This window comes from Dyella sp. ASV21, from assembly GCF_016428975.1.
In the GTDB taxonomy this organism is placed as follows: Bacteria; Pseudomonadota; Gammaproteobacteria; order Xanthomonadales; family Rhodanobacteraceae; genus Dyella.
Window position 1 is genome coordinate 40,206 of the sequence record NZ_JAELTT010000006.1, and the last position, 13,315, is coordinate 53,520.

Annotated in this window: 15 protein-coding genes; 9 read left to right on the forward strand and 6 right to left on the reverse strand. The window is 64.0% G+C overall.

Annotated elements, in window-relative coordinates:
* Positions 1-70 precede the first annotated feature (70 nt).
* Both JHD67_RS03575 and JHD67_RS03580 read left to right on the forward strand, forming a co-directional pair.
* Positions 71-463 carry a DUF2007 domain-containing protein gene (locus tag JHD67_RS03575; protein ID WP_199097373.1) on the forward strand — a complete coding sequence of 131 codons (393 nt, stop codon included), beginning with the start codon at positions 71-73 and terminating at the stop codon, positions 461-463.
* An 88-nt stretch (positions 464-551) separates the two neighbouring features.
* Positions 552-1,262, forward strand: coding sequence for an arginyltransferase (locus tag JHD67_RS03580; RefSeq protein WP_199097375.1), 711 nt, complete (start codon positions 552-554; stop codon positions 1,260-1,262).
* A 76-nt stretch (positions 1,263-1,338) separates the two neighbouring features.
* Here the strand turns inward: JHD67_RS03580 and adhP are convergent, their stop codons facing one another.
* From adhP to purT, 3 genes are all read right to left on the reverse strand, one after another.
* Positions 1,339-2,376, reverse strand: coding sequence for an alcohol dehydrogenase AdhP (gene adhP, locus JHD67_RS03585; RefSeq protein ID WP_199097377.1), 1,038 nt, complete (start codon positions 2,374-2,376; stop codon positions 1,339-1,341).
* 126 nt (positions 2,377-2,502) lie between these two features.
* Positions 2,503-4,032 (reverse strand): FMN-binding glutamate synthase family protein, encoded by a 1,530-nt coding sequence (locus tag JHD67_RS03590; protein ID WP_199097379.1) that lies wholly within the window; start codon positions 4,030-4,032, stop codon positions 2,503-2,505.
* Between the two features lie 60 nt (positions 4,033-4,092).
* The gene (gene purT / locus JHD67_RS03595) at positions 4,093-5,274 is read right to left on the reverse strand and encodes a formate-dependent phosphoribosylglycinamide formyltransferase (RefSeq protein ID WP_199097381.1); all 1,182 of its coding nucleotides are present in this window, start codon (positions 5,272-5,274) and stop codon (positions 4,093-4,095) included.
* 134 nt (positions 5,275-5,408) lie between these two features.
* Here purT and JHD67_RS03600 point away from each other — a divergent pair, with 134 nt between their 5' ends.
* The 5 genes from JHD67_RS03600 (at position 5,409) to JHD67_RS03620 (ending at position 8,870) form a co-directional block, all read left to right on the forward strand.
* On the forward strand, positions 5,409-6,923 hold the full coding sequence (locus JHD67_RS03600; RefSeq protein ID WP_199097383.1) for a transglutaminase-like domain-containing protein: 1,515 nt from the start codon (positions 5,409-5,411) through the stop codon (positions 6,921-6,923).
* Positions 6,924-6,985: 62 nt separating this feature from the next.
* Complete coding sequence (locus JHD67_RS03605) at positions 6,986-7,855, forward strand: SPFH domain-containing protein (protein ID WP_199097385.1); 870 nt, start codon at positions 6,986-6,988, stop codon at positions 7,853-7,855.
* Positions 7,845-8,030, forward strand: a complete 186-nt coding sequence (locus JHD67_RS03610) for an Arc family DNA-binding protein (protein ID WP_199097387.1) — start codon at positions 7,845-7,847, stop codon at positions 8,028-8,030. The genes JHD67_RS03605 and JHD67_RS03610 overlap by 11 nt, the downstream gene beginning before the upstream one ends.
* Positions 8,031-8,123: 93 nt before the next feature.
* Positions 8,124-8,315: a hypothetical protein gene (locus JHD67_RS03615; protein WP_199097389.1), complete on the forward strand. Its 192-nt coding sequence runs from the start codon at positions 8,124-8,126 to the stop codon at positions 8,313-8,315.
* Positions 8,316-8,405: 90 nt separating this feature from the next.
* On the forward strand, positions 8,406-8,870 hold the full coding sequence (locus JHD67_RS03620) for a DUF1203 domain-containing protein (RefSeq protein ID WP_199097391.1): 465 nt from the start codon (positions 8,406-8,408) through the stop codon (positions 8,868-8,870).
* On the opposite strand, the gene JHD67_RS03625 is transcribed toward JHD67_RS03620, so the two are convergent.
* Positions 8,867-9,244 carry a DUF423 domain-containing protein gene (locus JHD67_RS03625; RefSeq protein WP_199097393.1) on the reverse strand — a complete coding sequence of 126 codons (378 nt, stop codon included), beginning with the start codon at positions 9,242-9,244 and terminating at the stop codon, positions 8,867-8,869. The two genes, JHD67_RS03620 and JHD67_RS03625, sit on opposite strands and share 4 nt — an antisense overlap.
* A 59-nt stretch (positions 9,245-9,303) precedes the next feature.
* Between JHD67_RS03625 and JHD67_RS03630 the strand changes: the two genes are divergently transcribed.
* Together JHD67_RS03630 and JHD67_RS03635 are read left to right on the forward strand one after the other, a co-directional pair.
* Positions 9,304-9,945: an SCO family protein gene (locus JHD67_RS03630; RefSeq protein WP_199097395.1), complete on the forward strand. Its 642-nt coding sequence runs from the start codon at positions 9,304-9,306 to the stop codon at positions 9,943-9,945.
* Complete coding sequence (locus JHD67_RS03635; RefSeq protein ID WP_199097397.1) at positions 9,942-10,400, forward strand: copper chaperone PCu(A)C; 459 nt, start codon at positions 9,942-9,944, stop codon at positions 10,398-10,400. The genes JHD67_RS03630 and JHD67_RS03635 overlap by 4 nt, the downstream gene beginning before the upstream one ends.
* 31 nt (positions 10,401-10,431) lie before the next feature.
* On the opposite strand, the gene JHD67_RS03640 is transcribed toward JHD67_RS03635, so the two are convergent.
* Together JHD67_RS03640 and JHD67_RS03645 are read right to left on the reverse strand one after the other, a co-directional pair.
* Positions 10,432-11,322, reverse strand: coding sequence for a cytochrome c oxidase assembly protein (locus JHD67_RS03640; protein WP_199097399.1), 891 nt, complete (start codon positions 11,320-11,322; stop codon positions 10,432-10,434).
* Between the two features lie 95 nt (positions 11,323-11,417).
* Positions 11,418-13,313, reverse strand: a complete 1,896-nt coding sequence (locus JHD67_RS03645; RefSeq protein WP_199097400.1) for a GldG family protein — start codon at positions 13,311-13,313, stop codon at positions 11,418-11,420.
* Positions 13,314-13,315 lie beyond the last annotated feature (2 nt).

The window sequence follows — 13,315 nt, forward strand, 5'->3', positions numbered from 1 at the left end:
GCTGCGGCCCCTGGGCCGCCGGGCCGTCCCGCCGGATCGATTCGCTCCGACGCCGAACACAGGCTTTCCCATGCGCCAGCTCTACACCTCGCCCCGTCCGGAAAACATCGACCGTGTCGTCGCCCTGCTCAACGAGCACGGCATCGAGTGCTCGGTGGAAAACCGATCCAACTGGAATCGGCCTAGCTATCAACGATTTAGCTACTCGCAGCGGAGCGAGGCCCGGGACAACTGGCCCCAGGTATGGGTGAGCAAGGCCGACGACTACACCCGCGCTCGCACCCTGTTGAAAGAGCTGGGCATCGAACCGGTGATCCGGCACGCCGAGGAACTGGCCCTGGCCCGCAACCCCACGCCCGACACGCGGCGCCAGAGCACGGCCAGCCGGGTACGCCGCATCGTGATGCTGGCGGTGGCGGGTGCCTTTGTGGTGCTGATGCTGCGCTATATGGGCGTCATCTAGGCCCAGGCCATTGCGGCGACCAACCTTACACAGCATGTAGGTTCGAACCTATTCACACGCCAGGCCAAAGCGGACATAGAATCATCCCATGCGCTCTGACCGCGTCCGCCTCTTCCAGACCCTGCCGCACACCTGCGGCTATTTTGCTGAGCGCACCGCACAGAACCTGGTGATCGACCCGGCAGCCCCTCAGCTGGACCAGTTGTATGGGCCGGCGCTGGAGCGTGGCTTTCGTCGTGCCGGCGGTCATCTGTACTACCCCTACTGCACCCAGTGTCGGGCCTGCACGCCCTGCCGCGTTGACGTGGCGAACTTCACGCCGGATCGCACGCAACGCCGCTGCCTGAAGTCCAACGCCGACCTGCAGGTGGTGGAATCCATGGCCGGCTACAACGCCGAACGCCACGCACTGTACGAGCGCTACCTGCGCCAGCGACACCCCGGCGGCGGCATGGACGAAGCGGACGCCAGCGACTTCCGACGCTTTCTCACCGCTCCCTGGAGCCCCACGCTGTTCCTGGAAATCCGCAAGGACACGCGCCTGCTGGCCGTGGCCGTGACGGATGTGTGCCTGCAGGGCTTGTCGGCGGTGTACACCTTTTACGACCCGGACGAAGCCGCGCGCAGTCTGGGCACCTACGCCATCCTGCAGCAGGTGGCGCTGGCGCAACGCCGCGGCCTGCCATGGGTCTACCTGGGGTTCTGGATCGCCGGTCATCCGAAGATGGACTACAAGCGACGCTTCCGGCCGCTGCAGATACGCACCAGCGAGGGCTGGGTCACCATGCCCGAGGAGTGAGCGCCTGTGCTGCCATCGCAGCACAAGCACTACGACGCTCCCTTATGCCCTGGAGCGCACGAGTTCAGCAGCGCGCTTAAGCGCTAGCGATATCCAACACCACGCGCCCCTGGATATGTCCTTGGCGCAGCCCATCGAGCACGCTGTTCACATCCTCCAGTTGGCGGCGCTCGATGGTGGCGACCACCTTGCCGGCAGCCGCAAAGTCCACCGCTTCCGCCAGGTCCTTGCGGGTACCCACGATAGAACCCCGAATGGTGAGGCGCTTGAGTACCACATCGAAGATCGGCGTGGCGAAATCGCCGGGGGGCAGTCCCACCAGGCTCATCGTGCCGCGTCGACGCGTAAAACGCAGCGCCTGCGAAAACGCCGGGGGCGACACGGCCGTCACCAACACACCGTGAGCACCGCCGCCGGTAGCGTCCAGTACCTGCTCCACCGCATTGGGTTGGCGCGCATCCACCGTGGCCGCCGCGCCAAGCTGACGAGCCAATGCCAGCTTCTCTTCGGCCACATCCACCGCCACCACCCGCAAACCCATCGCGGTTCCGTATTGGACGGCCAAATGACCCAGACCGCCAATGCCCGAGACCACCAGCCATTCACCAGGCCGCGCCTCCGTTTCCCGGATGCCTTTGTACGTGGTCACACCCGCACATAGGATCGGCGCCATCGCGGCGAAATCGACATCGTGGGGGAGACGCGCCACGTAGGCCGCATTGCCGATGGCGTACTCGGCGAAACTACCGTTCACGCTGTAACCGCTGTCGTGCTGGGTCTCGCACAAGGTTTCCCAACCGGTGATGCAGTACTCGCAATGGCCGCAGGCATCGTGCAACCAGGCAATGCCCACCGGATCACCCAGTTTGAGGTTGTCCACGCCCTCGCCCAGGGCCGCCACCACACCCACGCCTTCATGGCCAGGAATGAAAGGCGGTTGAGGCTTTACCGGCCAATCGCCATCCACCGCGTGCACGTCGGTGTGACAGACACCGGTACAAACGATCTTTACCAGCACCTCGCCACGTGCCGGCGTCGGCACGGGGACTTGCTCGATGCGCAAAGGTTCGCCGAAGCGATGCGCGACGGCGGCCTTCATCGTCTTGGGTAGCATGAAACGATCTCCCATCAGGTCAAGGAAAGCGCTTTCAAGCGCGTACATGCCGCGCCGAAGGCAAGACAAAACATGACCCGACGAAGATGCCGCCCATCGCGTGATGGGCGGGTGACCAAGATCAACTTAGTGCGTCGTTGGCGTCGCTGTCGCGCGCGGAACCACCGGATAGGGATGCAATTTCACCAGCGGGATCGAAATGCCGTCGTCACCCATGACGCGACAGTGCGAACGATTGAGCTGGCGCGGCTCTTCCACGCCGCAGCTGTGCGCGATGATGCCAACTTCATGCATCACATTGGTGGCGTAGTGAGCCACGCGCTCGCTCTTGTCGGCTACCACCAGACCACGCTGAAGCTTGGCGTTTTGCGTGGTGATGCCGGTGGGGCAGGTATTGCGATTGCATTGCAACGACTGGATGCATCCCAGCGCCAGCATGAAACCACGTGCCGAATTGACGAAGTCCGCGCCCATCGAAAGCGCCCATGCCACGTCGTAGGCCGTGATGCACTTGCCCGAGCAAATCACCTTGATGCGTTCGCGCAGGCCCTTGACGATGAGCATGTCCACCAGTGCGGGGAGCGCCTCGTGCAACGGCAGGCCTACGCCTTCCATCAGGGTTTGCGGTGCGGCGCCGGTGCCGCCTTCGGAGCCGTCCACGATGATGAAATCCGGCGCGCTTTCGATGCCGCGCTTGAGCACCTCGTCGCACAGCTCGCCGATCCAATCCACACCGCCGAACACCGCCTTGAAGCCCGTGGGCTTGCCGGTGAGTTCGCGGATGTGCTGAATCGCATCCATCAGCTGCGTCACATTGCCGATATCGAGATGTCGATTGGGGCTCTGCGAATCCTCTCCCACCGGAATGCCGCGAATCGCCGCGATCTCCGGCGTCACCTTGGCCGCCGGCAGCAGGCCGCCCATGCCGGGCTTGGCACCCTGACCAAGCTTGATACTCACCATCTTCACCTGCTTATGCGCGCAGATGGCCAGCAACTTGTCGTCGTCGAGCTTGCCGTCGGCGGTGCGCACGCCGTACTTGGCGGTACCGATCTCGAAGATGATGTCGCAACCGCCTTCCAGGTGATACGGCGCAAGGCCACCTTCACCGGTGTCCATCCAGATGCCGGCCTTGGCCGCGCCGAACGAGAGCGCACGCACCGCAGGCGCCGACAACGCACCAAAACTCATCGCGGAAATATTGAAGAACGCGCTGTGGCTATACGGCTCACGCGAATACGGCCCCAGCGTGACCGGCCGCGGCTCCACATGCTTTTCGCCCAGCGCGGGAAAGGGCGCGTTGACGAAGAACGGCACGCCTTCGGCGCGCAAATCGCGGGTGGACCCGAACGCGTTGGTGTTATCCACGTTCTTGGCGGCGCGATACACCCACATGCGCTGCGCGCGATTGAATGGCAGTTCTTCGCGATCACTGGAGTACAGGTACTGCCGAAAGAACTCGCCAAGGTGCAGAAACCAGTAGCGGAAATGACCGATAACCGGAAAGTTACGCAACACCGAATTGCTGGTCTGGTTGCGATCCACCAACCACACCACCAGGATCACCACGACCAACAACGCCAACAACACCAGAAACAGGGCGGCGAAGGTTTCCACCAACACGACCAGCCAATGCGCAAAGCCCGACGATTCCATCGCGTACTCCGTTTGCCTTCATGGTTCTCCCGCGCACTGGTCGAGCGCGGGAGGCGAAACTCACAGTTCCACGCGCAAAGCCTTTGCGGCGTGAATGGCCTTGGCCTTGGCGGCCTCGATGCTCTCATCGCGCGCCAGCGTCACGGCCATCCGACGGCGCCCCTTGACGGTCGGCTTGCCGAAGATGCGCAACTGCGTATCGGGCTGCGCCAGTGCTTCGGCCACGTTGAAGTAACGCGGCGCGGCGCCCTCGCCTTCCACCAGCACCGCGCACGAAGCAGACGGACCCCACTGGCGAATGGCGGGAATGGGCAAGCCAAGAATGGCGCGCGCATGCAGCGCAAACTCGGAAAGGTCCTGCGACATCAGCGTGACCAGGCCGGTATCGTGCGGGCGCGGGCTGACCTCGGAGAAAATCACCGCGTCGCCCTTGACGAAGAACTCCACGCCAAACACGCCCCAGCCACCCAATGCACCGGTGATGGCAGCAGCTTGACGCTGTGCCTCGACCAGGGCTGCATCGCTCATCGGCTGCGGCTGCCAGGATTCGCGATAGTCGCCATCTTCCTGGCGATGACCGATGGGCGCGCAGAAGCTCACGCCATCCTTGTGACGCACCGTCAGCAGGGTGATTTCATAATCGAAATCCACGAAGCCTTCGACAATCACGCGTCCCTTGCCGGCACGGCCGCCGGACTGGGCGTAATCCCATGCGGCCTGTAGTTCGGTCTCTTGGCGCACCACGCTCTGGCCCTTGCCGGAAGAGCTCATCACCGGCTTGATCACGAACGGCAGGCCAATGGCGGCCACCGCGTCGCGGTACTCGGCTTCGGTCTCGCAGAAGCGATAGCGCGATGTCGGCAGTTGCAGCTCTTCGGCGGCGAGACGGCGAATGCCTTCGCGATCCATGGTGAGCCATGCGGCACGCGCGGTGGGAATCACGCGCAGGCCTTCCTTCTCCAGCTCGATGAGCGTGGGCGTGTGGATGGCTTCGATCTCCGGCACCACCAGATCGGGCTTCTCCTGCTCGATCAGCGCGCGCAGGGCTTGTCCGTCGAGCATGTCAATCACATGGCTGCGGTGCGCCACCTGCATGGCCGGCGCGTGGGCATAGCGATCCACGGCGATCACCTCCACGGCGTAGCGTTGCAACTCGATCGCCACCTCCTTGCCGAGCTCGCCGGAACCCAGCAGCAGCACGCGCAGGGCATGGTCGGAATAAGGCGTGCCAAACGGCTTCATCGGGGTCTCCGCGGATATCAAAGCGACATTGTAAGCGGCTGAGCGGACAACCCAAGTCCACCTGTCGTAAGTACCATTGACGTCGGGACCCAAGCGGCATTGACTGTGCTGGCCACCGTCCCCGCGGAGCGATCATGCGCAACCGGACTGCCGTGCTGTTGCTGGTGCTGTCGTTGTGTCCCCTGGCCGGGTCCCCCGCCCGGGCCGATGAGGTGCCCGTTGGTACCACCTGGATGACGGTACTGCTGGGCGGCCGCAAGATCGGCCACCTGGAAGTGGAGCATCAGCAGACCGGCGACGTGGTTACCACCACGCAAGTCCTGGTCATCGAACTCACTCGCAACGGTAACGGCGTACCCGTGGGGGTAACCACCCGCAGCGTGGAGAGCCGCACTGGCGAGCCATTGGCCTTCTACGCACGCAGCACCCTCTCCAGCAGCGACAGCACGGTGCAAGGCAAACGCCAGCCGGATGGCAATTTCGCGGTCAGTACCACCGTGGGCGGCAGCACGCGGGAAACCACGCTGAGCTGGCCGCCGGGGGCGGTGCTGAGCGAGGGCCAGCGTCTGGCCCTGCTCCAGACGGCCGACCATGCGGGGCAGAAGTACACGATGACCATGTTCGACCCGGCCAGCCAGTCGGTGGCCAAAGTGGATATGCAGGTGTTCGGCAACGAGCGGGTGGACCTGCCTGATGGCTGGATGACACTGAATCATCAACGACAGGTGCTACAGACCGCTCGCGGCGAGCAGACCATGGATCTGTGGCTGGACGACCACGGCATCGCCCGCAAAGGCACCTTGCGCATGCTCGGGCGCGAGATGGAAATGATCGCCTGCAGCCAGCGCTGCGCCATGGCACCGGTGCAGGACGTGGACATGTTCCGCGCCGCCATGGTCGACTCCCCTCGCCTGCTGCCGCCGCAACTGCGCAGCGATTTCCTGCGCTATCGCGTGCACGTGCCGGAGGGTAGCCCGCAACCGGTCATCGGTACCGACGAGCAGCGCGTCACTAACCTCGGCCACGGCTATTGGTTGATCGATGTGGGTAACCCCTGGCCTGGTGGCGAAGCCCCGCCTGACGCGGACGACACCTTGCCCAACGCCTGGGTGCAATCGGACGCACCCGCCATTCGCGACCTCGCCACCAAGGTCGCCGGCGATGCCACGGACGATCTGCAGAAGATGCGTCGCCTGCGCAGCTTCGTCAGCGACTACATCAACCAGCACGGCCTGGACGTGGGTTACGCCTCGGCGCTGGAAGTACTGCACACCCGCGAGGGCGATTGCACCGAATACGCCGTACTGCTCGCGGCGCTGGCGCGTGCCCAGCAGATTCCCACCCGCGTAGTCACCGGCATGGTCTATGCGGATCGCTTCGCCGGGCAATCGCGCGTGTTCGTGCCCCATGCGTGGGTCCAGTCCTGGATCAACGGGCGCTGGCAAAGCTTCGACGCCGCCCTGCGACGCTTCGACAGCACACACATCGCGTTCGATGCCGCCGATGGCGACCCCTGGCACTTTTTCAGCGGGGCCGACCTGTTCGGTCAAATGCGTATCGAGGAAATCACCCCGAGCGCCGAACTGGCGGGCAATATCCCGCCGTCCGGCGCGCAGAGCGCCGCGCCTTCGACCGGGGAAAGTCGCTGAGCCCGGCACTTGAATGTGATATCAATTTGATATCTACTCATCCCAACTAGGGAGGAGTCGACATGAACGAGCGTGAGGGTTTTTCGGTAGCCGGTATTCCCACCATCGTGTTCTGCCTGGTGCTGGCCCTGCTGGGTGGCGCCTGCTACGTAGGCATGGCGCATAACGATGCTCCCTGGCTGGGCCTGGTTGGCATCCTGATCCATGCCTTCACCTTGTTCCTCATCAAGGGCTTTTTTCAGGTTGCCCCCAACGAGGGACAGGTGCAGCAGTTGTTCGGCAAATACGCCGGTACCGTGCGCCTGGAAGGGCTACGCTGGACCAACCCGTTCTACAGTCGCCGCCGGGTCTCGCTGCGCGTGCGCAACTTCGAAAGCAGCAAACTCAAGGTCAACGACAGCGACGGCAACCCCATCGAGATCGCCGCCATCGTGGTATGGCAGGTCGTCGATACCGCCGAGGCGGTGTTCTGCGTGGACGACTATGAAAACTTCGCCCAGATCCAGAGCGAATCGGCGCTGCGCCAGATGGCCCAGAACTACCCTTACGACGCGCACGACGCCGACAAGCCCGCACTGCGCAGCCACGGCGAGGTCATCAACAACCACCTGCGCGATGAAATCCAGGCGCGCCTGGACAAGGCGGGCGTGAAAGTGATCGAGGCGCGCATCAGCCATCTGGCCTACGCACAGGAAATTGCACAAGCCATGCTGCAGCGCCAGCAAGCCAATGCCATCGTCGCGGCCCGCGAGCGCATCGTGGAGGGCGCCGTGGGCATGGTCGCCATGGCACTGGACAAGTTGCGCGAACAAGGCGTGGTGGAACTGGACGAAGAGCGCAAGGCCGCCATGGTGAGCAACCTGCTGGTGGTGCTGTGCGGCGATCGCTCCACGCAACCGGTGGTCAATGCCGGCACGCTCTATGGCGGCTGAGAAAAAAGCCTACCCCCTGCGAATCAGCGCTGCCGTGCTCGAAGCCATGCAGCGCTGGGCCGACGACGATCTGCGCAGCGTCAACGCGCAGATCGAGTTCGTGCTGCGCGAGGCCTTGCGCAAGAACGGGCGATTGAAACGCGAAAACGTCGAGCCGGTGGCCGACGACGACTGAACGCACGCGTACCATCGACACCCTGTGCACGCCGCGAGGACTAGGTTTTTCCACTGGCGCGCGATGCACCGCATCGCCCTCGGGAGAACCGTCATGGCGCAAGACTACCGCCCCCTGCCCTCCGGACCGGTATTGTGCAAAGCCTGCTCGCAGGCCGGCAAAAATGTCCACATGCATCCGCACGATGACCTGCCCCCCGAGGTGCGCCAGGCGCATGAAGATGTCGACCTGCAAAGCTATCGATGCCCCGAGTGCGAAGCGGTGGAAGTCTTCCGCGTCGATTGAGGCGCGCAATGGCCGAACGCACAAAAAACGGATAGCAGGCGCAAGGTAGCGGCGGCACGCTGGGGTCTCTCGTCACTGGAGCTCCCCCGCATGCACTTTCGTATCCGTGGTCTTCCCGCCGAACCGTTCGCCGAATGGTTCACCCTCGATGACGACGCGCTCGCTGCGCGCCGTGCCATGCGCGTTGTCGCCGATCTGGCCCATGGCTATCCATGCCGCATCAGCCTTACCGACGCCGAGCCCGGGCAAACGGTCATCCTGCTCAACTATGAGCATCAGCCGGCGCACTCGCCTTACCATTCCCACTATGCGATCTATATCCGCGAGGGCGAGCAGCAGTACGACGAGCAGGATGCCGTGCCCGATCAGTTGCGTCGCCGTCTGCTCTCCGTGCGCGGCTTCGACCAGCAGCATCTGCTGCGCGATGCCGACGTGGTCCAAGGCACGGCGCTGGAGAACGTGATCGAACGGCTATTTGCCGATGAGCACGTCGCCTACCTGCACATCCACATGGCACGCCCCGGTTGTTACGCCGCACGGGTGGACCGAATCTAGCGCGGCGTGCGCGGCACCAGGGCCACGCCCAGTGCGATCCAGCCCACGATAAAAGCCACGCCGCCCAGCGGCGTGATCGCGCCCACCCAACGAGGCGCACCCAATGCGAGCGCGTAGAGGCTACCGCTGAACAACACGATGCCGACGCCGAACAAGGCCATCGCCGTGCGTCGTGCGCGACCGGGCACGGCGAATGCCGCCAGGCCAAGGGCCAATGCGTGCCAGAAGTGATAGCTCACCGCGGTGTGCCACAGCTCGCTGCCACGCGCATCGAGAACATCGCGCAGCGCGTGCGCGCCGAAGGCGCCCAGGGCCACGGCGCTGGCGCCTGCCAGGCCGAGCCATAGACCGAGCATGGGTACGGTTTGTCGCATCGTGCAATTCCTCCGGTCGGCGCGTGCCCGCCGCATCAGCGGTGTCGTATGCTGCGGGGATGATCCGCACCGATTCTCGCACGACCTTCCGTCGCGTCAGCCGTATCGCGCTGCTGCTCGCGCTTGTCCTGGGCTGCCTATGGCTGGCCGGCTGCCAGCGCGGTGAGGACATCCCATGGCGCTTGACCAACGTCACCGGCCATATGCCCGACCTGGACTTCCGCCTGGTGGACGACCAGGGCAAAGCGGTGAGCGGCAAGGATTACCGCGGCAAGGTGGTACTTCTCTACTTCGGCTACACCCACTGCCCGGACGTATGCCCGCTGACCCTGGCGCAATTGCACGTGGTGATGCAGCGGCTTGGCCCGCTTGCCGATGGTGCGCGCATCCTGTTTGTCAGCGTGGACCCCGCGCGCGATACGCCGCCGGTGATGCACGCGTATGTGAACGCCTTTGATCCTCGCGCCGTCGGGCTGTCCGGCGCGCCACGCGACATCGAAAGCCTGAGCAAACGCTATCGCTCGGCGTATACCCGCGAACCGGACAAGGGCGACGGTCAGTACGAGGTCAGCCACAGCTCCGCCATTTACATCTTCGACCGCGACGGCCGTGCACGCCTGCTGTCTACCCCGGGCAATGCGCAGGACGACCTGGTACACGACCTGCACCTATTGCTCAGCCTGGGAGGCACCGCACCATGATGGCCCGCTCAACCTTGGCCCTGCCCCTGCTCACTTGTCTGCTCTGGAGCACCGCGTCGCTCGCCAACCAGGCCGACCACATCCGCACCAGCCAGGCCTGGATCCGCGTGCTACCGGGCGACCTACCGGCCGGCGCCTATGTGACGCTGGAGAACACCGGCGACCAGGTTGCCTCACTGCAAGGCGCCAGCAGCCTGCGCTATACGAGCACCATGCTGCACAAGAGCAGCACCGAGGGCGGCATGGGGCGCATGGAGATGGTCGAACACCTCGATATTCCCGCGCACGGCAAGGCCGAACTGGCTCCGGGCGGCTATCACCTGATGCTGATGAAAGCCCAGGCACCGGTGAAGGTGGGCGACACGGTGAAGCTCACCTTGCGCTTCAGTGACGGCAGCACGCAGGAAGCAGACTTCATCGCGCGCCCCGCCAACGCCACCGACGCGACGCACTGATCCGCGCTTGCGCGATGGTAACGGGGCGCACCTAGAGCGAAGCGCGTTCCACTTCGTCGGTGACCGGCCTCACCGGTGCCGATCGTCGCGGTGGCCAAGGCTTGCGGCGGATGCGACCGCGCCGCGACAAACGCAACCATTGCCGCAGGGCCAACAAGCCGCCGATGGATTCGATGATCGCAGCCGGAACCCACATGATCACGCCGCCCACCAGCTGGGCGGTAAGCACATTGAAGGTAAACGCGCGCCCGCAGATTTCGAAGATCGGGTAGAGATCGGTCTTGGAGAACGTGACGATGGCACCCGCCAGGATCTGCGGCGTCATGGTGATGGCAGGAGAAAGCACGCGAACGCCCGGCGTCATGCGACCGGGTGGACGCGGACGGTGATCCAGCACCAGCCACCAGTAACTGAAACCGCTCACCAGCATCGACCAGTTCATGAAGCGATAGATACGCCAATCCAGCATCGCCAGCGTTTGCATGGTAGGTATCAGCCAGATCACGATCAAGCCGACGAACAGCACGGTCGCCACCGCGGGGTTGAGCAGTACCGCACTCACCGCGCGCCATGGCCACGATCGACGCGCGGGCCGCAACAGGCGAAGGCGCAGCGCAAACGGCAACCCTTTGCGCAGCACCGCGCCCGGATACGACGCCATGATCAGCAGCGGCGCCAGGTGGTGCAGCAACACCTGCTGGATGCGATGCATGAAGAACTCATGCTCGAAGAAGTAATCCAGGTAGGTATGCAGCGATACATACAGCATCGCCATGCCGGTCCAGAATGCCAGTTGCCGGGCCACGCTCACCGACAGGCGGCGACTGCCCCGCACGTACAGCACGCTGCAGGCCACGAAGGTCAGCAGGAACACCCAGGAAAACTCCCAGGGCACGATCCACTTGGTCAGGCTTGCCATCATCGATCGAATCCGGAGCGTTCAGCGCGGCGGCGATCCCGCATCATAATCCTCTCGCGCGGGTAATCCGGGAGGCCATCGCGCGAACATTCCCGCGCTCAGACACGCCGCCGGCTGCGGCGCGAGCGCCGCCAGCCATACAGCAAGCCCGCCAGGGTGACCAAGGCCGGCACCAGCACGATATTGATGAACTTGAGGCGCAGACCAAGCGCATCGATTTCCGCGTTGAACTGATGCTGCACATCGCGCAGTTCCTTGTTGATCGACAACTGACGCTGCAGGAACTGTTCGATCTCCGCCCGTTGCTCGGTGCTGACCGCATCGCTTCGCCCGCTCTTGGCCGGTTGCAACTCACTCAAGCGCGTGCGAGTCACCGCCAGTTCGCGTTGCAGCTCCTGCATCTTGGCCAGGAATTTCTGATCCGCCGCGCTGCGCAGCGCGAGCACGCGCGTGAATGGCCGCTGCGAACTCACCCGGCCGTGAATGGACAACAGCGACGAGGAGCCGCTGAGGTTGTCGGCGATGTTGGTCATCATGTCGCCATTGTTGGCGATGGCGCTGAGCTGGGGCTGCCCCAGCAGGCTTTGCGTATAGGACACCCAAAGGCGATCACTGAGCACATCGGTATCGGCCACCATGATGACCTCCACCCCTTCGGCGGCATGCGCGAGGTGGCCAGGCGCCTTGGCGCGCTCGGGAAATGCACTGTCGAACGCCCCACGCACGCGTGCCGCGATCACATAACGGATGTTGTCCGGACGATAACCGTCCAGCAGGCTGGCCGGGTTATTGATGGATTCGCGCACGCGTTGCGCCGACACCACCTCGGCATCGTTGGAGGTCTGCATCAGCGGTTGCAGGCGCGATGCCGTACCCGGCGCCAGGTCGAAGAAGCCCGTGCTGGAAACATTGATACGTTGCAGGCTGGCCGTGATCACATCGTTGTGATTGAGCTCCTGCTGGCCCAATCCGAGCATGGCGGGATGGCTCATGGAGCTGTTGTCCGCCAGCTCGATACGCAAGGCACGCGAGCGATCCAGCACCACTTTTTGTGGGTCGTACTGCACCCCCCAGGCCGCGAACAGTCGGGGCAAGTCGGAGTTGTGATCGTCGGTGGCGCCGCCGCTGTCCACGAACGGCGTATTGTCCATTTCCGCCACGGGATCGACGAACACCACCAGGTGGCCGCCCCGCAGCACGTACTGATCGATGGCGTACAACGCATCGGCGGGCAGGTGCTTGGGATGAATCAGCAACAAGGCCTTGATGTCGTCATCGACGTGCGTGAGCTTGGACGGCTCCAGCGTTTTCACTTCGAACTGCCGCCCAAGCTGGCGCATGACCGTCCACGGCTCCTCGCCGATGACCGGGTTGCCCTCCACCGGGAGGCTGCTGATCAGGCCGATCTTCGGTTTCACCGGCTGATCCAGCTCATACAGCAGCTTGGCGATGTCGTATTCGAGAAAGGTTTCGCGGCTGGGGTCGAACAGCGGAATGGCCAGCGTCTTGCCCGTCACATGCTCATCGGCCTCGCCGTCGCCATCGGCCGCCAGCGACGCCGTGCTGCCGACCAGACCAAAGAACACGCGTTCACCGTTGGTGCCACCGTTGATCGGGGTGAGGCCGTAGCCCTCGGCGCTGGCTTCGTCATCGGAATACGGCACCGGATCGACGATTTGCAGGCGCAGGCGACCGTGGGCCCGCGCCACCATCTCCTGCAACATCTCGCTGACGCGCTGGTGATAGCTGCGCAACTGCGGCAGATCGCGCGCGGCATGATCGGAGAAATACAGCGTAAGCCGCAGCGGCGCATGCAGGCTGTCCACGATATGCGTGGTGCCCGGGGTGAGCGTATAGAGCCGGTCGGAGGTGAGATCGATACGGGACACACGCAGCCAACGGCTGGTGCCCAGTGTCAACGTGACAAAGGCCACCGCCAGCAGGGCGAGCGCGGCCAACAGGATCGTGCGTCGGCTGAAACGGATGCGCATCATGA